The following is a 21495-nucleotide window of genomic DNA, read 5'->3' as shown; positions in this document are numbered from 1 at the left end:
CATGATGTTCAATTTCAGTTTTTTTCGTGGCGGTGTTCATCCGGAAGGACACAAACAATACACCGCTGAAATTCCCATTGCCTCACTCGGCATCCCGGAGCATCTGTACCTGCCTTTACGGCAGCATGCCGGTGCAGCGGCAGAAGTCATAGTTAAACCCGGTATGCGGGTGAAAAAGGGGCAATTACTGGCAACAGCAGCCGGCTCTGTATCTGCACCCGTCCATGCACCCAGTTCCGGTACCATCGTTGCCCTGGGAGATATTCAGGTTCCCCACCCTTCCGGTCTGACGGCGCCAGGCATCGTGCTGCAGTGTGACGGGGAAGATCAATGGTGTGAGTTACCGGAGATTGAAGATCCGTTTAATCTGGCACCTGAAGTGCTGGCACGGAAAATAGCGGAGTCTGGTATTGTCGGTCTCGGTGGCGCGGTATTTCCAGCGGCTGTCAAACTGGATAAAAGCCGAGAAAAAGTCGATCTGCTGATTCTTAATGGCAGCGAGTGCGAACCCTACCTGACCGCCGATGACCGGGTCATGCAGGAATATGCCGAAGCGGTCGTGGATGGCGCGCGATTGATTCAGTACATCAGCGGTGCCCGCAGTACCATTATTGGTATCGAAGATAACAAACCGGCGGCCATTGCCGCCATGACTGACGCCTGTAACAGCCACAGTGATATTCGTGTCAAGGTAGTGCCGGCGCGCTACCCCATGGGATCTGCCAAACAACTCATACAAGCGGTGACTGGCCGGGAGGTGCCCGCTGGTGGGCGTTCTTCTGATATCGGTGTGATCATGCATAATGTTGCCACCGCCCGCGCCATCAGTATGGCTCTGAGAGAAGGTAAACCGTTGATTTCCAGAATTGTTACGGTGGCCGGCGGTCATATTAACCACCCCAGCAATGTTAATGCCCTGATTGGCACTCCGGCGCGTTTTTTGATTGATGCGTGTGGCGGTTTGACCACCGAACCGGAACGGATATTGATCGGCGGCCCGATGATGGGTCATATCATTCACTCACTGGATGTGCCGGTGATCAAAGGAGCATCCGGTCTGCTGGCCCTGACCCGTAACGAAGTCGGCAATACCGACACCATGGAGTGCATACGTTGCGGCCGTTGTGTTTCCGCCTGCCCGATGGGATTGATGCCGAATGCCATGGCCCAACACAGTCAGAACAATGATCTTGACGGCGCTCAGGATTATGGCCTGGGCGATTGTATTCTGTGTGGCTCCTGCTCGTATGTGTGTCCGGCACACATCCCGCTGGTGCATCATTTTCAATACGCCAAGGGTGCATTGAGTCAACGCCAGAACGAACAGAAAAAACTCGACCTCACTCGCCAGCTCAGCGACGCCAAAGCCGCCCGGCAACAACAGGAAGCTGAAGCCAAAGCAGCCGCAAAAGCCGCCAAGGCAGCGAAACGAAAATCAAAATCCAGTCATACTGAAGAGGGCACCGCATGACCATCGTGAATCTGGTTTCCGCTCCCCATGCCCATGATCGCTCCAGCATTAATCGAATTATGGCGCATGTTTGTCTGGCACTGGTGCCCGGAACGGTCTTCTGCTTTTATCTGTTTGGCTGGCCTGCCATCAATCTCTGGCTGTTCAGTGTGGCCACCGCCATCGGGACGGAATATATCATGCTCAGATTGCGGCATCAGAGTGCTACCCGCTTGCTGGATTGGTCCGCTCTGCTCACAGGCTGGTTGCTGGCATTATGCCTGCCCCCCTGGGCGCCCTGGTGGATTGCGGTATTTGGCAGCGTGTTTGCCGTATCCATAGGCAAACATTTATACGGTGGTCTGGGTCAGAATCTGTTTAATCCCGCCATGCTGGCGCGCACTGCGCTGTTAATTTCGTTTCCGGTACCGATGACCACCTGGGCACACGCCACGCCGATATTTTCATCTGACGCTCCGGGATTCTGGCATGGCCTGCAAATCACACTCGGACTATTACCCGTGGCCGATGGCATGACAGGGGCAACGGCGCTGGGTGCACTAAAGACCGCACTGACTCAGAGCATTCCGGCGCAGCAGACGCTACAGCAATTTTCCTTATATTCGTCCGGCCTCGGCCTGACCAGCGGCAGCATGGGTGAGACCTCGGCGTTGTTGATGCTGATTGGTGGGATCTGGTTATTATTGGTCCGGGTGATCAGTTGGCATATCCCGGTCACCATGCTGGCTACGGTCGTTGCACTGGCAACATTTTTTCATCATCTCAATCCGGCGCTTTATCCACCCGCTACGTTTCATTTGCTGTCAGGCGGGCTGATGCTGGGTGCTTTTTTCATTGCCACGGACCCGGTCACTTCCCCTGCCGGAAAAGGCGCACAAACAATATTCGCAGCCGGCTGCGGTGGGCTGACGTTTTTGATCCGCACCTGGGGTGGTTATCCCGAAGCGGTTGCCTTTTCAGTACTGATGATGAATGCCCTGACCCCGCTGCTGGACCAATATCTGCGCCCACGCATTTATGGCCGCAGGCGCGGTGGCCGGCCATTAACACAAAGGCAAAAGAGGTAACGCGATGCATCAGGATGTTATCAAAGGGCAGGCCGATCCAAGTTACCGCGCTCAGGTTAGCTACCAGGCCGGCATGCTCGCCGGGCTATGTTGCATGATCAGCATCATCATTTATATGGGCTATCACTCCACCATGGAAGATATTCGTTTGCGGATGACTGAAGATCGTCAGGCGTTGTTACAACAGGTATTGCCAGCTGGTGTTTATGATAACCATCCTGATCAGGAAACGTTTCAACTGACGGATGCCGATTATTTACCGGAGCCGGTGATCATTTATCCGGCCCGACAAAACGGTCATCTGATGGCGGTTGCCTTTCAGACTGCGGCCAAAGGCTATAGCGGTGATATTCACTTGATGATAGGGGTCACTCTGAGTGGTGAACTGCTTGGAGTCAGAGTGATCAGCCATACGGAAACACCTGGATTGGGTGACAAAATCGAGGTGGCCAAAGATGACTGGATCACCCGGTTTAAAGGCCACTCACTGAACAATACCACTGCCCAACAATGGCAGGTGAAAAAAGATGGTGGAGAATTTGATCAGTTTACCGGTGCGACCATTACCCCCAGGGCAGTGGTCAAGGCCGTTTATGAAGCACTTCTGTTTGTCCAAAAACATGAACAGGCGATGATGATCGATCTGCCTGCCAGCGAGGAACCATAAATGAGCGACCACACCTATGCACAGATATTCAGTGACGGCCTATGGCGTAATAATGTCGCCCTTGAACAGATGCTGGCCCTGTGTCCGTTACTGGCGGTCACCACCACGGCCACTAACGGGCTCGGCATGGGCCTTGCCACCATTGCGGTGATGATCGCCGCCAGCTTGTTATCATCATTACTGAAAGGTGTGATTACACCACAGGTGCGAATTCCGGCATTTATTGTATTGATTGCGTCGGTGGTCACCGTGGTAGAGATGTTTATCAATGCCTGGATGCACGAGCTGTACAAGGTCTTGGGACTGTTTATTCCGTTGATCGTGACCAACTGTGCCATTCTTGGCCGGGTTGAAGCATTCGCTTCCAAACAGACCGCCAGAGCATCTCTGGCCGATGCATTGGCCATGGGACTCGGTTTTACCTGGGTGCTGGTCGTCGTCGGTGCCATACGCGAACTCATCGCCAACGGCACGTTGTTTCACAATGCATCGTTATTGTTGGGCGAGCATCTGCACTGGCTGGATACTACGGTTGTGGATAACTATCAGGGCGCACTGTTGATGGCGCTACCACCTGGCGGTTTTATCATGTTGGGGTTTTTATTGTCGATCAAACGGCTGATTGACCAACATCGGAGGAAGCCGGCCACGAATACCACTCTGACTCAATTACAGGAGGCATAATGAAAATTTCCGTTGCTTACAATGAACAGGTCCGCAGTGCCTGGATTCCCATTCAGGTGGCGGAGGATATCAATGTGCAGCAGGCGATAGAGCAATCGGGTATTTTGCAGCGCTTTCCGGATATTGATCTCAACAAACAGCGGGTCGGTATTTTTGGCAGACTGGTGAAACTGGATACTCCGTTACACGATGGCGACCGGGTCGAAATTTACCGTCAAATCATCAAAATCCAGGACGATGATGATGACGAAGATGACGATTAAAAGATTGGCAGCTGCCTCAAGTCCGTTCCTATTTGATAACAGCCAGTTAAGCAGATCTGCAATGACTGAATGGCCCACCGGGCATGAATAAATCGGTTAAGGGACTTTATCCATTGTATGTTTGTTACTACGATTAGGCGGCCCGCGAATCTCATCAGATTTTTATTTTCATGGGGCGCGGGCGCAAAAAACTCTTAATACCTACAAAGATATATTAAAAAACCGTCATCGTAACTATTAATAGGTATTGCAAAAAAACTTATTTAATAGTCTAAAATCAAGAGTCAACTTTATCTCTATCATTTCTTGACTCAGGTCAAATCAGATACCTCCGAATGAACCAGAAGTCCTCTAAGATAATTGCTCATCGTCAGCTAAGCTAAAAACAAAATTCAAAAAATACTGCCCCTGGCTGTTTACTGAGTAATGCCTGTCCAGTTTTCAGATGGGACTACCGTTAAAAGGAATACGCCCCGATGAAATCGAAAATACATTTACTACTCCCCTGGGCCATCCTGATGGTTCTGACAATAACTTTCTCCGGACAGGTGAGTGCCAAAGCCTTGATGCTCAAACCCTTCAAAAGTCTGAGTGATCAAAGCAAGGAATGTGTAGCCTGCCACAAACAGGAAGATCCCAGCATCTATGCTCAGTGGGGCCGCTCCAAACACTTTGGCGCCAATGTCGGTTGTTATGAGTGCCATCAGGCCAACAATGATGATCCAGACGCCATTCACCATGAAGGCTATACCATTTCAGTCATTGTCTCTCCTAAAGACTGTTCAGCCTGTCATAACGAAGAGGTTGCGGAGTTTTCTGCCAGTCATCATGCCAATGCCGGAAGAATTATTGGTTCGCTTGATAACATGTTGGCGGAAGTGGTCGAAGGTGCCATGACGATGAACGGACAATCACCGGCAGCAGTTAATGGTTGCTGGCAATGCCACGGTTCGGAAGTAAAAGTCATGGCCAATGGCGATCTGGACCCGACCACCTGGCCGAATACCGGCATAGGTCGTCTCAATCCGGATGGTTCTGTGGGTGCCTGCACCGCCTGCCATCAGCGGCACGAATTTTCCATGATACAGGCTCGCCGTCCGGAAGCCTGTGGAAAGTGTCACCTGGGTCCGGATCATCCGCAAAAAGAAGTTTACGACGAATCCAAACACGGCATTAATTTTTATGCCAACGTCGACCGTATGAATATGGAATCGGCAAAATGGATCGTCGGTGAAGACTATGACGCTGCTCCCACCTGTGCCACCTGCCATATGTCGGCCACTCGCGAACTGCCGGTTACCCATGATGTCGGCAACCGGATTTCCTGGACTCTGCGCCCGGCGGTATCGGAGAAAATTGATGCCACAGCAATAAAACAGGGCCAGACCGTCAAAACCTGGCAGGAGCGTCGACGTGATATGAGTGCGGTGTGTGATGCTTGCCATACCAGTTCCATGATCGATTCGTTCTATACCCAGTTTGACAGTCTGGTCGAACTGTATAACACCAAATTCGCCATCCCCGGCAAACGCATGATGGCAACGCTACAGGAACAAGGTTTGATGACTGATGTTGCCTTTGACGAAAAGATCGAGTGGACCTGGTTCTATCTATGGCACCACGAAGGTCGTCGCGCCCGTCATGGTGCAGCCATGATGGCACCGGACTATACCCAATGGCACGGTCTCTACGAAGTCGCAGAACGGTTTTATATGGAACTGATTCCGGAATACAACGAATACGTCGAAAAGGCGGAAAAAGAGGGTAAACACGAAGCAGCAGAAGCCGCCCGAAAGGTATTGGCTGAGATTCTGGAAAGTCCTGAACACCTATGGTTCACCGGTAATGAACCGAAAGAAGTGACGGAAGCCCGCCAAAAAGCCCAGGCGGAATTCAAAAAACGTTATGCCAACGAAGATTAATACATGACCGCCCTCCGTCTTTCCGGCGGAGGGATCACGAGGTGTTTATGAATCAGACACAATCATTCTGGCGGCGACTTTGGATTCCTTCACGAAGAAAATGGTTACTGGGTATTCCGATGGGTGGTTTCGCAGCCGTGGCAGTGGGCGCACTGAGTTTGAGTGCTTTTCATGGTGCCATCAACGCCACCAATGCCAATGCCTTTTGTTACAGCTGCCATATCGGTATGGATACCATTGTTGAGGAGTATCAACAGTCCATCCACTTTAATAATGAAACCGGTGTTCAGGCGCAGTGCGCGGACTGCCATGTCCCCAAAGAATTTTTCCCCAAAATGTTGGTTAAAATCCGGGCCACCAAAGATATCTATCATCAATTGAAAGGCACGGTGAACCTGGAAAACTTTGAGCAGTTACGGGTACATCAGGCTGAAGTGGTTTTCAACACGATGAAAAACCGGGACTCCAAGGAATGTAAAAACTGCCACAACCCACAGCAATGGAACATCAGCATGCAGAGTATCCGGGCCAGAAATCATCATGATCCGGCAGCGTGGCAGGAAAACAATGAAACCTGCGTGGACTGTCACCTTGGTGTGGCCCATAAAAAGCCTGCGATTTATTGATGTAAATGAAATCAAAGCATGACCGCCGCTGATGCAATTAAGCCGTTTTTACACGGCACTTTTGTTATAAAGCCGACACAGCGGCTTTTTTTTCACCCGAAACGGATTGTCGCATTCGTGACATTTTGATCGCCACGGTTTAAGGCGCGTCTAAATACTCTTTATTTTTCAAGCAGTTAACATCTTTCATCTAAATAGACCACTGGCACACAGTGTGCAAAACCTCTGCTGCACCTACATGAAACAGCCATTGGAGGAACATAGCATGGCTCGCATTGGTTTATTTTTTGGTACAGATACCGGTAAAACCCGCAAAGTTGCCAAGATGATTAAAAAACTGTTCGACGATGACACGATGGACAAGCCGGTGAATGTCAACCGTTGCAGCGTTGAAGAAGTCATGGCCTATGATTATCTGATTTTTGGCACACCGACCCTGGGCGAAGGTGAGCTGCCCGGACTCTCCGCGGAATGTGAAAATGAAAGCTGGGAGGAGTTTTTACCACAACTGGAGGATCAGGACTTCAGTGGTAAGACCGTTGCGATTTTTGGCCTCGGCGACCAGGTGGGTTATCCCCAGGAATACGTTGATGCCATGAAGGAAATTTATGACGTCGTGACAGAACAGGGAGCCAAGGTCGTTGGTGCCTGGCCAACCGAGGGTTATGAATTCGAACACTCTGAAGCGGTTGTCGACAATCAATTTATTGGATTGGCATTGGATCTGGATAATCAGGCCAACCTCACAGAAGAACGTCTGAATCGCTGGTTGAAAAGTATCGCCGCGGATTTTGATCTGAATCTTTAACCTGGCATCCTCGGCTCTACCAACCCACCGGTCCCTGTTTATGACAGAACACTTGAACAGGTTATCCGGTGGGTGGGGAGTTTTTTGTTTATGACTGCGTCGAATATGTCGACAACCGCTCCCATCATTATTTGGAAAAGTCTGCCCAACTGTTTTCGATACTCATTATTATCTTGTTAACCGAATGATTAAAAAAATTCTATTTTTAGGTTACTTTTTATGCCCTCAACAATATCCGCCTAATGGACATTGGCCGTTTTTGAACTACGCTGAGATAATGATTCTTTTGTGTCAGCCTGTTCGATCATCGCCGGCAGACGACCACTTGAAGGTATATCAAATATGTCGTGGTTTTTTAACAAAAATAAACAAGAAACGTTCACCGCCTATCAGGCAAGTCAATACATTCGGGTTAAATCGATCAGCAGCAGGGACATCAGTCAGAACACTCTTTCAACACTTGATTTTGGCAAAACCGGAACAGCTCTGGTGCTGGCCTTTGTTTCACCTCACCTCGAATTTGAAAACACCCTTAGTCGCCTTAAACAGGCAATGCCTTTTGTCAGTAACGTTATCGGCATCATGACCGCCGGGGAGCTGAGTTCCTGCCAGCAACACCTGTATCATTCCGCTGACGGCAGCTGGGACAATATTGTGCTGCAAAGCTTCAGTCACGATATCGTTACCAATGTGGAAGTCCATTCCGTTCCATTATTCAGCGAAGATATTTTATCCGGAAAGGTTAAGTTCAGTCTCGACGAACGGATCCGTAAAATTCGAGCCGAAATTAAAAATCTGAAAGTAACGTTACCGGTCAGCTATCAGGACACCATAGCACTGACATTTTTTGATGGTCTGTCACGAAGCGAAAATTTCTTTATGCAGGGGCTTTATGCCGCCGATCGTTTTCCATGCTACTTCATTGGTGGCTCCGCTGGCGGCAAACTCGATTTTAAAAACGCGCTGATATATGACGGTAAAGAGGTCGCGAAAAACAAAGCCATCGTCATTTTTCTGAAGTTGGCCAAAGATATTCGCTATGGCATTATGAAATCCCATAATTTCGAAAAGACCGGCATGTCGTTTATTATCGCCGACTCTGACCCCCACACCCGCGAAGTTCATACCGTCATCCATAACAACGAAGTCATCTCCATCGTCGATGCACTCTGTAATTTGTTGAAATGTTCTGCTTCTGCTCTGACGGAAAAGATGAACGATTACACTTTCGGCGTGGAAATCGGCAACGAAATATTTATTCGTTCGGTTGCGTCGATTAATTCAGACGAACGCAGCATTAACTTTTTCTCGGATCTCGGATTCGGCGACCAACTGTTCCTCGTCAAAGCCAAAAATTTTGCTGCCAGCACCACTTCGGCGTTTAGTGATTTCATGCGTGGAAAATCCGGAAAGCCAATTGCCATGCTGGCCAACGATTGTATTTTACGGCGCCTGAATAATGCTACCCATCTGAATGAGATAACGGCATTCAAGGACTTCACTATCGCCGGCTTTTCAACCTTCGGAGAGTTGCTCGGGGTTCATATGAATCAGACTCTGACAGCGTTGTTTTTCTTCAAAGTCGCTGAAGGTGAACAGTTTTCAGATGACTACGCCGACCGCTTTCCATTCCAATACAGTCATTTCCGCGAGTATTTTTTAAAAGCCCGGATCAACAGCCTGACCCATATTAATCAGATGCAACAAAATTCCGGGACCATTTTGCGGGACTACAAAACGATGACCGGGCATCTGATTGAAAACTATAACCGTCTATCGCAACACGCGTTATCCAATAATGGGTTACTGGAAACCATTCAGCAGCAGCTGCTCGAATATGTTCAAAACATCGGATCACGGGCCAGCAGCCGCCAGAACCTGCACACCCAGGTAGAGGATCTGCAAAAAAGCTCCGATGAAGTGCTGAGTATTCTGAAAGTTATCTCCGGCATCGCCGATCAGACCAATCTGCTGGCTCTGAATGCCGCCATTGAGGCGGCCCGTGCCGGGGATGCCGGTCGCGGCTTTGCTGTCGTTGCCGATGAAGTTCGCCAGCTGTCACATAATACTCAGGAAAGTCTGGCAAAAACCGGCGATACCATCAATGCCGTGTCTGCTGCGGTGGAGCAGATTTGGACGGCCATTAACGATACCGAAGAATTTATGAGCTGGATTACCTCGGGTTCAACGTCACTGAATGAACACCTGAATCAGGTGCTGACGTCTTCTGCCCAGGCAACCCAGCAAATCGAGGAGTGTACTCGGTACATTAATGAAATTCAGGGAGAGATTGAGCATATTGAAGAGAAATCAATCGTGGTTGACCGTCTGTTCGAGCTGGTGAACGGCAAGTAAGCCATTCACTTCAAACATCAACTGCGGTCATACAGCCAGACTCAGGCTCAGCCGCATATACGTTGTCGACCACCAGCTCCTCAGCCCCATCTGTTAGCCGGGTGTCCACCCGGCACAGCTGTACTTCAGGCAAAGACGGCAGATGATACATGGTGTCACGCAAACAGGCTTCCATGACTCCCCGCAGTCCTCTGGCACCGGTTTTTCGGGAGACAGCCTGATGGGCAATATACTGTAACGCCGCACTGGAAAACTCCAACCCCACGCCCTGATAGGCAAATAACTGCTGGTACTGTTTGATCAACGCATCCTTGGGTTCCTGCAGCACCCGGATCAAATCTGCACTATCCAGTTCCTGCAAAAACGTAATAACCGGAAAGCGACCAATAAACTCGGGAATTAAACCAAACTGCTGCAGATCTTCCGGCAACAGCGCTGCGAGCAAATCATTCACAGAAGGCTTTTTACGTTCCAGTGTTGGAACATTAAAACCAATGCCCTGTTTTTCCGGTTGTATTCTACGCGCGATCAGTTCTTCCAAACCGGCAAAAGCACCACCCGCAATAAACAGGATATTTCGCGTATCGACCGTTTTTTCGCCTCCCTGGGACTGGCGGCCCTGGCGCGGGTTTCTGTTGATTTTGACTTCTGAGCCTTCCACCATTTTCAGTAGTGCCTGCTGAACACCTTCACCCGAGACATCTCTGCCTGAAGATGGTCCGGCCGACTTGCGGGCGAGCTTATCCACCTCGTCAATGTACACCATGCCCCACTGCGCCTGATCAATATCGCCATCGGCCACGTCCACCAACCGCTGAATCATGGAATCGACATCCTCTCCAACATAGCCAGCCTGAGTCAGTGTCGTGGCATCCACCACGACACAGGGAACACCAATTATTTTCGCCAGCGTTCTGACCAGTAATGTCTTACCAGTACCGGACGGCCCGGCCAGCAGCACATTGGACTTTTCCACCTCGACGCCACCATCTCCGCAGAAGGTTACGTTTTTGTCCAGATTAGTGACACGCAGATAATGATTGAAGGCCGCTACCGCCAATGTCGATTTGGCGGCATCCTGACCAATGACGAACTGATCGAGAAACGCCTTTATTTCCACCGGTGTTTTAATCTGCTGTTGCAGATTTTTAGCCTGTTTACGCTTCCCCCAACTACTGACCACCTGAAACGCCAGCAGCGCACAGGCTTCACAGATTCTACCCTCATTACCGGCAATCAAGGGGACTTCCAGGCTTTGCGCCACACCGCAGAAAGAACAACAGACATTTTCCTGAATTGCATTTTCATCCATATGGTTACCCTCCAAACGATCAGTTGCGTAGTGACAGCAACCATTGTTTTTGATGCATTTTACGACGTTGTTCGGTCAGATGAGTCCGCAAAGTATCGGCCACCTGAGACAACGATATGACACCGGCAGCATGGATTTGTTCACACAATAACAGATGCCAGCCCAGTTCCGATTCCACCACCGGACTTAAATGACCCTCCGGCAGCTGAAACAATGTCTGGTCCAGTTGCGGATACAGTAAACCAGGCTTTATCTCCCCCAGCAGCCCACCGTTCAAAGCGGTGGGACACTCGGAATGTTTGGCCGCCTGTTCCTGAAAACGGTTGATTTTCTTTTGCAGTCTCCGGGCAATGGCGGTTATTTTTGCGAATGCCTGCTCGCGTCTGCTGCCATCCAGTTGCTCATTGATAGTGATCAATATATGCCGGGCGATACGGGTTTCGGGTTTTTTGAATTGCCGGGGATGCATGTAGTAGTAAAGCTCAACATCGGTATCATCAACCTCGGCCACCTCTCCACCGACACGGTCCAGTACCGCATCAACCCACAATTCACGGGTCAACGCTTCAACAAAGCTGTCGTCGTCCAGTCCATGTTGTGCCAGCGCAGCGGAAAAATCCTCTGGTTGCTCGTAACGCTGCTGGATTTCCTGTAATGCCTTTTGAATTTCTGTTTCCGGAACGGTCAGACCCATGGCCTGATCACTTGCCAGTACTTTATGTTCCAGCTCGTACTTACGCACGACTACGGTTTCGACCCGCTCGCGCTGTTGTTGATCGAGTTCATCATAGGTGCACTCAAACAACTGTTGAACCACACTCAAACGATGATAGGCCAGACTGTACTCACTGGATTGATTCGCTGGTGCAGGTTTCATAGCTCAACCTCCTCCAGTACAGATTCGGGCAACTGAAACGTGCGGGCCCGAAAACGCACATGGTAGTGGAACGCGGTATGACTTTCTCTGACCACCTTAACGATCTCCCCCTGCTCTCCCTGTTCGGCAATGATTTCACCATTGACCGACAACGGCCGGATAGTCTGTACCGGATCGCGAAACTCAAAACGGTTTGGCAACCACTCTACATCCACGGGTATCAATTCCTCACCGCGGCAACCGATAGTGCGGTTTTCCCTGAGGAAATGTACCCGATAGATCAGTTGATCCTGAAGGTAAGTGCCGACGTCATACACACACCCAACAGCCCCTCGTCGAATCAACAATTCCCCGACTTCCTTTCCGGGGTAAGTGCCGTCATTACGAACATTTCTGATCAGCCTGACTTCTGAACCATATTCAAATTCCGGGCGCATGGTTATGAACCTAACAATTGTTCGACCGATACAAAACCTGGTTGTGATTGTTTAAAAACTTTAAACACTTTTTCCGTCTGTGCATCGGAATGAACAAAGTCATCGTAGGCACGACTCAACAGTCGCTGATACACAGCTCTGAGCGCTTCGTCCGACTCCGGCAGCTGGGCTTCAACCTGGGCCAGATAATCATGAAACCGTTGCATGATATGCAGACGGTTGATGTGGACGATGGACTGGTCAAATCCGATTCCAAAAAAACTCAGAAAATCCTCGGCAGAACTCAGTTCTTCCATCGCCTCTGTCAAGCTAAGATCATTCATCAATAACCCTCCAATACCAAACATTCAACGCCTCTTTCGCGCAGTCGCTGATGTTCAGCAACGGTCAGCAATACCTGCGCGCCAATACGGTCACGGCTGTCCAGTTCCACCACTTTGGTCAGCATGGCAGCCGCTTCGTCGATCCGTCCCTGGCGTAAATTTAAATAACCGGCACCTTTCAGCGCGTAGAGGTACAACCTGACCAACTGAAAGGATTGCATGATGCCCCAGCCCAGATCGTTCATATTGATATCCTGCCACTTAGGCGGGAAACCAATTCGGGCGGCGATGACCCGCAACACTTTTGCGGTAATCGTCAGAGCGTCTTCATATCGATGCTGGTAAAAATAATAACGATACAGAGCCACTAGCACGGTCAGGTTTTCCGGTGCCATAAACAAGGCTTTCATCAACAGATCCTCAGCCTGAGGCGAACCGTATTGTTCGGCTGCCTGTTCAATCAACCCCAGTACGTCCGCTCTGGTCTGCTCTTCGAAATAGAGTTGTCCACCATCAAATGCCAATAAGTCCATCAGAGACTCCCGATACATTTTTGTTCACAAATTTCGTTATCCGGCTGACAACTGGCGATAATTTCATCCGCTCGTGCAGGAGATTGGTTACGTGCCAGTGCCACTTCTGTTTCCAGCCGTTCGATACGTTCCAACAAACAACCCATGACTTTTCCCACCGGATCGGGAATAAGATGATGATCAAGATCAAAACCATATGGGTTCTGTTGTCCTGCCGGTCGAACCTTAACGACCTTTCCGGGAATACCCACCACTGTGCAGGCATCCGGCACATCCGACACCACAACAGAATTGGCTCCAACCCGACATTGCCTGCCGATAACGATGGGCCCCAATATCTTGGCACCAGCACCCACCATGACTCCATCTCCCAAAGTCGGATGACGCTTGCCTTTTTTCCAGCTGGTGCCACCTAATGTCACACCATGATAGAGCGTCACGTTATTGCCCAATACGGCGGTTTCGCCAATCACCACACCGGCACCGTGGTCGATAAAACAGCTCTCGCCAATCTGCGCTCCCGGATGAATATCCACATTGGTAATCATGCGCATTAAAAATGCGCAAAACCGGGCCGCAAAACGAAATCCCCCATGCCATAGCCGATGATTTAACCGATGCACCAGAATGGCGTGGACCCCAGGATAAATCAGCAGTACTTCCAGAGCACTGCGGGCAGCAGGATCACGTTCCAGTGCGGATTTCAAATCTCGCCGCCACTGCTGCCACAGAGAGGTGGCTTGAGAGGTGCGGACATTGCTGTGCGAGGTCATTGGATACCTCCCGGATAATCGGAGTTATACAATGGTTCAGACATCTGGATCTCTTCATGGTTCAGCAGGGTTGCTGCCACCAGGTCGTGATAAAACGCTTGCAGATCCAGCGTTAACGGAGAGCGTTTATGGTCAGTCGAGAAACGCCGCACCTGCTGTAACAGTGGTGCCACCTGCCAGTCGCTCAGTTCTATGCCCAGTTCCCGATAGGCATTCCTGATCATTTTGCCACCGGAATGTTTGCCTAATACCAGTTGATGTGAGCGTCCCAACAAATGGGGATCGAGCCCTTGATAGTTGAGCGGATCTTTTAACAGTCCATCCACATGAATGCCGGCTTCGTGAGTAAAGACCCCTTCCCCCACCACACTTTTCTGCCAGCCTACCTGACGACCAGAGGCCCGTTGCACAAGCAGGGAAAGATGAGTCAGGTGACGGCTGTCGACTCCGGTTTCGATCTGATAAAGATGACGCAGAGCCAGCACAGACTCTTCCAAAGCTGCATTGCCGGCACGTTCTCCCAGTCCGTTGACAGTGGTATTGATATGGGTTGCGCCGCCTTTGACTGCTGCCAGAGTGTTGGCAGTCGCCAGGCCAAAATCATTGTGAGCATGCATCTCCAGTTCGATATCATGACGACGGCGCAAAGCCTGGAATGTTTTGGTCACCTGGAAAGGCTCTAAAATGCCGACCGTATCAGCATAACGGATACGTCTGGCTCCGGCCGTTGCCGCGATTTCAATCACCTGGTGCAGAAAATCCGGGTCTGCCCGCGAGGCATCCTCGCACCCCAGACAAACATCCAGACCTGCATCCAGCGCCTGCGGCACGATCGTCTGAATCTGTTTGATTACATAGTCCCGGTCACGACCGAGCTTACGGGTAATCTGTTGAGTGGATACCGGTACTGACAGGTCCACCATGTTTACTCCGGTATTCACGGCGGCATCGAGATCAAAACGGCTTAAACGACACCAGGCCAACATGCTGGCCGGCAGTTTCAATCCGGTAATCGCACGCATGACTTCCTGTTCTTCAGGCCCCATGGCCGGAATACCGATTTCCAGCTCTGGAACACCGGCGGCGACCAACCCCTGTGCAATGGCAATTTTTTCTTCAGCACTGAACGCCACCCCGGCACTCTGCTCTCCATCACGCAGGGTCGTGTCGTCAATGATGACCTGATGACCGATTGTTTGATTCATGGCCCGCTCCCGGCAGTTCTTCCGAGAGTACTGATGCAGTCACCGTTCCAGTTTTTTTTATCTTTAAAATCAGCAGGTTAACAATTCAGCGTCGTTATCCGACCACGACAAACTGAACATTGAAAGCAGCATTGTTGGGAATACGACAACAGCGCTGACATGCTGTGGCACGTGCAAGGCTTAATTCAGATCACTGGCAAATTGTTTGAGAATATCCATTGGTATTACATCGAGAGCCCGTTTATGGGTGGCCTGTAACACTAACTTGGGTGCCATGCCCATATCAAAAGCTTCTTTCCAGCGTGCAGCACAGAGACACCAGTGATCTCCAGGTCTTAAGCCAGGAAAACCAAATTCGGGGTTTGGAGTGCTTAGGTCATTGCCACGAAAACGCGAAAATTCCAGAAACTCACGATTAACCACCACACAAACCGTGTGCGAACCATAGTCTTCTATACAGGTGTTACAGCAGCCATCTCGAAAAAAGCCGGTCAGCGGATCCATGGCACATGGAATCAATGGCTGATCAAATACATTGAGAGATTCTTCCTGTTGCATATCACTCTCCTGGCAAAAAGGATGATTAATACAAATCATCCTTTCCAAGTCACACATTTTGATACGGCATCATATTTTCGGACAAAAAAAAGGCATGTTTACACATGCCTTATGGTTTGCCACTTTTTCTCGCTCTGGGCAGAAACTAATCAGTCTTCTTTAAACTTCTTATGGCAACCACCGCATGCATCACCCACTGCACCGATGTTTTTCCGTAATTCGTCCAACCCGTTTCCAGCAGCACTGGCCAGTGTTTCACTGCCTTTTTTCAGGTCGTCCAGATAACCGGCAGCCTGAGAGAAGTTTTTCCACAAATCAGCTTTGGCTTCAGTCTTGTCTCCAAGCGCATCCATATCTGATCCTGCGGGCCACATAGAGCCATTATTCATCATGGCTGCGTACTTCAGGTTATTCGCCGCCGCTGACGCCAAGTCAGCATCATAATCCATTTTTCCCCGTGCCATCGCACCAAGGATGCCCATATTATAGCCCAGGACTTCCATATACGCCTGACGGGCTTCTACTTGCTTTTCAAAATCAGCCGCAGATGCCATACCTGAAAGGGCCAAAGCAGCAGCAATCGGGACTACTTTTAAAATTGTTTTCATATGTTCTCCATTAATCTCTCTAAGTGTGGGGTGAAAACGAAATATAGCTGTGCAAAAATTCAGGTCAATTAGCGAAAAATGCAGAATAGGTGTGCAATGAAGCACAACATCGATTGGAACGACCTCAGATATCTCTTACTAGTGGCCAGACATGGCTCGGTTTCCGCAGCCGCACGCGAACTCGGGGTTAATCACACCACCGTATTACGTCGCATCAACTCCTTCGAGGAAGCCAACAAACTGAGATTTTTTATAAAAAAATCAACAGGTTACAAGCCAACACCCGAAGGATTACAACTGCTTGAGGCAGCCTGCGCAGTCGAGGAAAAGATCAACGACCTGGAGCGTAAGATCAAAGGCGCTGAAAACGAGATGTCAGGACAGGTGAGAATCACAGCCGTGGACTCTTTATGTCATCCTCTGCTACTGAAACACATTAATAGTTTTACACATTCTTTTCCTGAGATTGAGGTCCTGTTTTCTGCCACTAATCAGGTGTTGGATCTGGGTAATCGTGATTCCGACATTGCCGTCCGTCCGGGACTGGATCTGCCTGAACATCTGCATGGCTATCGGGTTGCAGATATGGCCTGCCACGTCTATCTGCATGAGGCCTTATCGGAACACGACCCTGATAGCCTGCCATGGCTCGGACTTGACCGGCCAATCAGTACCACCTATATCGGTCAGCAATACGAACAGATGATTCAGAATAAGTCGGTAGCATTTCGCGCCAATTCATTTAAAGCACTGCAGATGGCGGCAGAACAACTTGCAGGCTGTACCCTGCTACCTTGTTTTCTGGGGGATACTTCCGACTCTCTACAGCGCCTTCCGGGTTCGCAATATACGTTTACCACCGGCTTATGGGTGGTTTCCCACAAGGATCTGGCGCTATCCAAACCAATCAGCCGTTTGATGGAACATATCCATGCCGGGCTACAACAGGATGAAGATTTGTTCGCAGGACAACGATCAAGATGTTTTTAGACGTTTGAACCGTTCGAGTGTTTCCAGTCGCGCCTGTTTATGCTCAACGATGGCCTGCGGATATCCACATTGTGTCCGCTGGAGTGCCGACGGCCAGTGAATGTCCCGCCCGGAAAGACCCGATAGCTCCGGCACCCAGAGACGAATGAAGTCACCATCGGGATCAAACTTTTTAGATTGTTCCACTGGATTGAAAATCCGGAAATAGGGCGCCGCATCAACCCCCGTTGATGCACTCCACTGCCAGCCTCCGTTGTTGGCAGAAAAGTCGCCATCTGCGAGTTGCTGCATGAACCATCGCTCTCCGGCCCGCCAGTCGAGCCCGAGATCCTTGGTCAGGAACATGGCTGTCACCATACGCAGCCGGTTTGGCATAAAGCCGCTGACCAGCAAACAACGCTGGGCGGCATCCACCGCCGGATATCCCGTTTGTCCATTCTGCCAGGCATCCAGCCAATCTGAATTGTCATTCCATGACAAGGCATCATATTCGCGTCGAAAACTGTTTCCGCGGCATACGTGGGGAAAGTGATAGCTGATGTATTTGTAGAACTCGCGCCAGATCAACTCGTTACGCCATTTCTCTACCGCTTCAGTGTTGTAATCGTGACGAGCGGCCATGGCCACGACATGACATTGCCGGGTACTCAGCAGGCCAATGGCCAGGGCCGATGATACTTCCGCTGTAGCCGACCGGGCATAAAAATCACGCCCCTGGGAATAGCCATCCAATCGCTCGGCCACAAACTGCTGCAACCGCATCTGCGCCTGCCGCTCCAACGAATCTGGTAGTGGTTCAGGCAAAGAGTCCGGCAACGGAGCCAACTGCCCCGGATGATCCAGCAGGGAGCGCCAACATTTCATGAATGGGGTATAGACTTTAAATGGCTGATCAGCCTTGGTACGGATTTTTTCCGGATTGATCATGATCTGATCGTGAAAGATCCTCAAACGCACTCCACGCTGGCGACAGATATCCGCCACCTGACAGTCGCGCTGATACTCGTTCAATTCATACTCAGCATGCAATGCAAGTTCGGCAGGCTGGATACGTTCGATCAGTCGGTGCAGGTGTTCGATTGACTGCTCATAGGTGCCTGCGACTTGGAGATGAAACTCCAGTCCCGCTTGACGATAACTCCGCTGCAATTCATCAGCGGCGCGTCGATACAGCTCTAGTTTGCGGTCGCCATGATCATGAGCGCGCCATTGCGATTCGACATCCAAAAAACAGCCAATGATCCGAAAGCCATGTTCGCGGGCATACGCCAGTGCAGCATGACTTTGCACCCGTAGATCATTTCGATGCCAGATAAGTAACGTTTGTTCAGTCATCAGGTACGATTGGTGAATCCAAGCTCTTTTGGCACAGGTTCCAGAAAGCTTTGTTGTTGAAGATAAGTGTGATCGCTCAGATGAACATTGATCAGGTGATGAATCATGGTCAGTGGTACGACAAACGGAATCTGGTCATTCCGATAATCTTCGATGATCTGTTGCAGCAAACGCTTTTCCTTTGCGCTCAGGTGGTTCTTCAGATACCCCTTGACGTGCTCCAGTGCATTGATCTTCTGACCACGACTGGCCGGTCGGGCCAGAATCTGCATCAGCAATTGCCGGTAACGGGGTAAAAACGCTTCCAGTTCATCCCGTTTTACCGCCGCCAGTTCTGCGCCCAACTGCTTGGCCAGTTCCGGGTTGTGCGCCATCAGCAGGTATTTGTTACGAGACTGAAACTCCATCAACCTGGCAATGGATGGCACAGCCTGAACATTTTTTCGCCAGTCCGACAGAGTGAATACTCTGGTCAGAAAATTTTCACCCAAGTGGCTGTCATGTAGTCGGCCCGCTTCCTCAATCGGTAACCAGGGCAAAAGTTGCTGCACCCTGGCAGCGAATACCCCTTGGCCTTTAGGATCGGGGATACCACTCTGCTGATGATAGCTTTTGACCCGGAAAACCCCGCAACTTGGACTCTTCTGCATGAAGATATAACCGCACAAACCCTGTAATGAGGGGAGGAGCTCATCAGCCAGCCCTGTCAGCACGTCAGTGTGATCTAAGCTGTAGTCACCACTGTTGACGGCCCGATCGCCACGGTCAGTCTGAATCAACCGAATTACTTGACGAGGGATGCCGAGACCGGCTTCCACCTCCGGGCAGAATGGCTGATAGTCAAAATAACGGCTAAGTTCATTGGTCACAAAGGTGTCGCGTTTATGGCCGCCATTAAAGCGAACCTCTTGTCCCAGCAGACAGCTGCTAATACCCACTCTGACCTTTCCATCGAACATGTTTTCCACAGTTACGCTCCGATTAATGTAATACGTCGCGATCCCTGAAACCGAGCAAATACAGTATGCCGTCCAGACCAAGCGTCGACAGCGATTGCTTGGCGTTTTCCTTGACAATATTTTTGGCTCTAAATGCAATCCCCAACCCGGCAATGTTTAACATGGGCAGATCATTGGCACCGTCGCCTACGGCAATGGCCTGTTCTAAATGAATACCTTCCCGCGCAACCAGTTCGCGTAATAATTCAGCTTTGCGTTGGCCATCGACGATCGTACCAACAACGTTGCCAGTCACTTTGCCATCGACAATTTCAAGCTCATTGGCATAAACATAGTCTATTCCAAGTTTTTTCTGCAAATAACGGCCAAAATAATTGAAACCACCAGATAAGATGGCGGTTTTATAGCCCAGTGATTTAAGGTTCTGAATAAGCCGTTCAGCTCCTTCAGTAATCGGCAGGCGTTCGGCAATACCCGCCAGGACAGACTCATCCAGCCCTTTAAGCAATGCCATCCGGCGCACGAAACTTTCTTTGAAGTCCAGCTGTCCCTGCATCGCCAGTTCGGTAATTTCGGCAACCTGTTCACCCACACCAGCTTCCCGCGCCAGCTCGTCGATCACTTCGGTTTCGATCAGGGTGGAGTCCATATCGAATGCTACCAACCGACGGTTGCGACGATAAACATCGTCCTTTTGAAAGGCGATATCCACATCCAGTTCGTTAGCCGCCACCAGAAATGCCTGGCGCATTTGTTCAGTATTAATCGGGGTACCGCGAATGGAAAACTGCACACTGGCCTTATCGGTATCGCTTACTTTGGAATCCAGCGGTAAGCGGCCGCTCAGACGGGTAATGTCATCGATGTTCAAACCCTGCTCGGCGACGATAGCGGTCACTTTGGCAATGTGCGCGGCACTGATCCGGCGCGCCAGCAAGGTAACAATGTGTCGCTGTTTTCCCTGCTCGGCCACCCAGTGATCGTAGCTTTCTGCTGACACCGGCTTGAAGGTCACAGTCATGCCAAGTTCATGGCCTTTGTAGAGGATATCCAGCATGGCCTGTGACGCCTGCTCGCCGGTTGGAAGTTGCACCAGCAGCCCAAGGGACAGATTGTTATGAATGACGGACTGGCCGATATCCAGGACGTTAATACCGGCACGGGCAAGAATAGTGGTCAGAGCAGTTGTGACTCCCTGACGATCAGGACCGGTGACGGTCATCAGAACGACTTCGTTCAAGTGATCGACTCCTTCGGTGAATAAAACAAAAGCTCCCGATTCCGGTGATACTGGTTTGGCAATATCACCCTCGGAAGCTTTTACGGATAAATGATCAGCCTTTCAGCTTGGCCACGTTGTTCAACGCATCAACGGTGGTTTTTTCAAGTTTTACGATCAAGTCGTCAGTCTCATGAGTCGACAGCGCCCGGATGCGCTCTGGCCCCATTCTGAACAGTCCGGATTGAATGGTTTTTAATTGTTCTTCCAATTGAGTCAAGGTGTCACTCATCGCATATCCTCTAAGCAGGTTAAGAGTGGTGAAAAGGCTGTCATCATCTGGCATAAAACACCTCGCAAAAGCTCACTGAAACGCCCACTGGGTCTCAGCAGATCAGGTCATTGCATGGTGTCTTGACCGGTAAAAGACGTTAACATAAACCGCTATTGTAACGTGGTAGTTTAAAAAAGGCAGTGCCGTTATGGTGGCTGTCGGAAAGTAC

General features: G+C 50.2%; 23 protein-coding genes. 10 read left to right on the top strand and 13 right to left on the bottom strand.

Translation table 11 applies throughout. The features are described 5' to 3' along the window. The first annotated feature begins 1 nt into the window (after position 1). From rsxC to YC6258_RS31165, 9 genes are all read left to right on the top strand, one after another. The gene (gene rsxC, locus YC6258_RS08865; protein ID WP_044616677.1) at positions 2 to 1471 is read left to right on the top strand and encodes an electron transport complex subunit RsxC; all 1470 of its coding nucleotides are present in this window, start codon (positions 2 to 4) and stop codon (positions 1469 to 1471) included. Beyond that, complete coding sequence (locus YC6258_RS08860) at positions 1468 to 2538, top strand: RnfABCDGE type electron transport complex subunit D (RefSeq protein ID WP_044616676.1); 1071 nt, start codon at positions 1468 to 1470, stop codon at positions 2536 to 2538. Before rsxC ends, YC6258_RS08860 begins: the two co-directional genes overlap by 4 nt. A gap of 4 nt (positions 2539 to 2542) precedes the next feature. Further along, positions 2543 to 3205, top strand: coding sequence for an electron transport complex subunit RsxG (gene rsxG / locus YC6258_RS29555; protein WP_044616675.1), 663 nt, complete (start codon positions 2543 to 2545; stop codon positions 3203 to 3205). Beyond that, complete coding sequence (locus tag YC6258_RS29550; protein ID WP_044616674.1) at positions 3206 to 3889, top strand: electron transport complex subunit E; 684 nt, start codon at positions 3206 to 3208, stop codon at positions 3887 to 3889. Beyond that, on the top strand, positions 3889 to 4152 hold the full coding sequence (locus YC6258_RS08845; protein WP_044616673.1) for an RnfH family protein: 264 nt from the start codon (positions 3889 to 3891) through the stop codon (positions 4150 to 4152). The genes YC6258_RS29550 and YC6258_RS08845 overlap by 1 nt, the downstream gene beginning before the upstream one ends. A gap of 476 nt (positions 4153 to 4628) precedes the next feature. Then, positions 4629 to 6074, top strand: coding sequence for a multiheme c-type cytochrome (locus tag YC6258_RS08840; RefSeq protein WP_082070624.1), 1446 nt, complete (start codon positions 4629 to 4631; stop codon positions 6072 to 6074). 47 nt (positions 6075 to 6121) lie between these two features. Then, positions 6122 to 6700, top strand: a complete 579-nt coding sequence (locus tag YC6258_RS08835; protein ID WP_044616672.1) for a NapC/NirT family cytochrome c — start codon at positions 6122 to 6124, stop codon at positions 6698 to 6700. 265 nt (positions 6701 to 6965) lie between these two features. Then, positions 6966 to 7508 carry a flavodoxin gene (locus tag YC6258_RS08830; RefSeq protein ID WP_044616671.1) on the top strand — a complete coding sequence of 181 codons (543 nt, stop codon included), beginning with the start codon at positions 6966 to 6968 and terminating at the stop codon, positions 7506 to 7508. Between the two features lie 342 nt (positions 7509 to 7850). Beyond that, entirely contained in the window at positions 7851 to 9863 is a 2013-nt protein-coding gene (locus tag YC6258_RS31165; protein ID WP_044616670.1) for a methyl-accepting chemotaxis protein, read from the top strand. A 10-nt stretch (positions 9864 to 9873) separates the two neighbouring features. Here the strand turns inward: YC6258_RS31165 and clpX are convergent, their stop codons facing one another. The 9 genes from clpX to YC6258_RS08780 all read right to left on the bottom strand — a co-directional run bounded on the left by clpX (position 9874) and on the right by YC6258_RS08780 (position 16489). Further along, positions 9874 to 11175: an ATP-dependent Clp protease ATP-binding subunit ClpX gene (gene clpX / locus YC6258_RS08820; protein WP_044616669.1), complete on the bottom strand. Its 1302-nt coding sequence runs from the start codon at positions 11173 to 11175 to the stop codon at positions 9874 to 9876. A 19-nt stretch (positions 11176 to 11194) separates the two neighbouring features. Then, positions 11195 to 12052 (bottom strand): nitrogen fixation protein NifM, encoded by an 858-nt coding sequence (nifM, locus tag YC6258_RS08815; protein WP_044616668.1) that lies wholly within the window; start codon positions 12050 to 12052, stop codon positions 11195 to 11197. Beyond that, entirely contained in the window at positions 12049 to 12489 is a 441-nt protein-coding gene (locus YC6258_RS08810; RefSeq protein ID WP_044616667.1) for a nitrogen fixation protein NifZ, read from the bottom strand. The genes nifM and YC6258_RS08810 overlap by 4 nt, the downstream gene beginning before the upstream one ends. Positions 12490 to 12491: 2 nt before the next feature. Further along, the gene (gene nifW / locus YC6258_RS08805; RefSeq protein ID WP_044616666.1) at positions 12492 to 12812 is read right to left on the bottom strand and encodes a nitrogenase-stabilizing/protective protein NifW; all 321 of its coding nucleotides are present in this window, start codon (positions 12810 to 12812) and stop codon (positions 12492 to 12494) included. Then, positions 12812 to 13345, bottom strand: a complete 534-nt coding sequence (locus YC6258_RS08800; protein ID WP_044616665.1) for a hypothetical protein — start codon at positions 13343 to 13345, stop codon at positions 12812 to 12814. The genes nifW and YC6258_RS08800 overlap by 1 nt, the downstream gene beginning before the upstream one ends. Then, positions 13345 to 14118 (bottom strand): serine O-acetyltransferase, encoded by a 774-nt coding sequence (cysE, locus tag YC6258_RS08795; protein ID WP_044616664.1) that lies wholly within the window; start codon positions 14116 to 14118, stop codon positions 13345 to 13347. Before cysE ends, YC6258_RS08800 begins: the two co-directional genes overlap by 1 nt. Next, positions 14115 to 15323 (bottom strand): homocitrate synthase, encoded by a 1209-nt coding sequence (gene nifV, locus YC6258_RS08790; protein ID WP_082070623.1) that lies wholly within the window; start codon positions 15321 to 15323, stop codon positions 14115 to 14117. The genes cysE and nifV overlap by 4 nt, the downstream gene beginning before the upstream one ends. A gap of 180 nt (positions 15324 to 15503) precedes the next feature. Next, positions 15504 to 15881 (bottom strand): DUF2237 family protein, encoded by a 378-nt coding sequence (locus tag YC6258_RS08785; protein WP_044616663.1) that lies wholly within the window; start codon positions 15879 to 15881, stop codon positions 15504 to 15506. Between the two features lie 149 nt (positions 15882 to 16030). Continuing rightward, complete coding sequence (locus YC6258_RS08780) at positions 16031 to 16489, bottom strand: c-type cytochrome (RefSeq protein WP_044616662.1); 459 nt, start codon at positions 16487 to 16489, stop codon at positions 16031 to 16033. A 96-nt stretch (positions 16490 to 16585) separates the two neighbouring features. Between YC6258_RS08780 and YC6258_RS08775 the strand changes: the two genes are divergently transcribed. Then, positions 16586 to 17479 (top strand): LysR family transcriptional regulator, encoded by an 894-nt coding sequence (locus YC6258_RS08775; protein ID WP_052830173.1) that lies wholly within the window; start codon positions 16586 to 16588, stop codon positions 17477 to 17479. Here the strand turns inward: YC6258_RS08775 and YC6258_RS08770 are convergent. The 4 genes from YC6258_RS08770 to YC6258_RS30180 form a co-directional block, all read right to left on the bottom strand. Next, positions 17465 to 18814, bottom strand: coding sequence for a cryptochrome/photolyase family protein (locus YC6258_RS08770; RefSeq protein ID WP_044616661.1), 1350 nt, complete (start codon positions 18812 to 18814; stop codon positions 17465 to 17467). The two genes, YC6258_RS08775 and YC6258_RS08770, sit on opposite strands and share 15 nt — an antisense overlap. Continuing rightward, on the bottom strand, positions 18814 to 19773 hold the full coding sequence (locus YC6258_RS08765) for a YbgA family protein (protein ID WP_044619891.1): 960 nt from the start codon (positions 19771 to 19773) through the stop codon (positions 18814 to 18816). Before YC6258_RS08765 ends, YC6258_RS08770 begins: the two co-directional genes overlap by 1 nt. A 22-nt stretch (positions 19774 to 19795) precedes the next feature. Next, positions 19796 to 21013: a phosphoserine phosphatase SerB gene (gene serB, locus YC6258_RS08760; RefSeq protein ID WP_044616660.1), complete on the bottom strand. Its 1218-nt coding sequence runs from the start codon at positions 21011 to 21013 to the stop codon at positions 19796 to 19798. A gap of 94 nt (positions 21014 to 21107) precedes the next feature. Continuing rightward, the gene (locus YC6258_RS30180) at positions 21108 to 21284 is read right to left on the bottom strand and encodes a hypothetical protein (RefSeq protein ID WP_169748949.1); all 177 of its coding nucleotides are present in this window, start codon (positions 21282 to 21284) and stop codon (positions 21108 to 21110) included. Between the last annotated feature and the right edge of the window lie 211 nt (positions 21285 to 21495).

Origin of the sequence: Gynuella sunshinyii YC6258 (genome assembly GCF_000940805.1) — a bacterium.
In the GTDB taxonomy this organism is placed as follows: Bacteria; Pseudomonadota; Gammaproteobacteria; order Pseudomonadales; family Natronospirillaceae; genus Gynuella; species Gynuella sunshinyii.
This window is presented reverse-complemented; position numbering and strand designations above follow the sequence as displayed.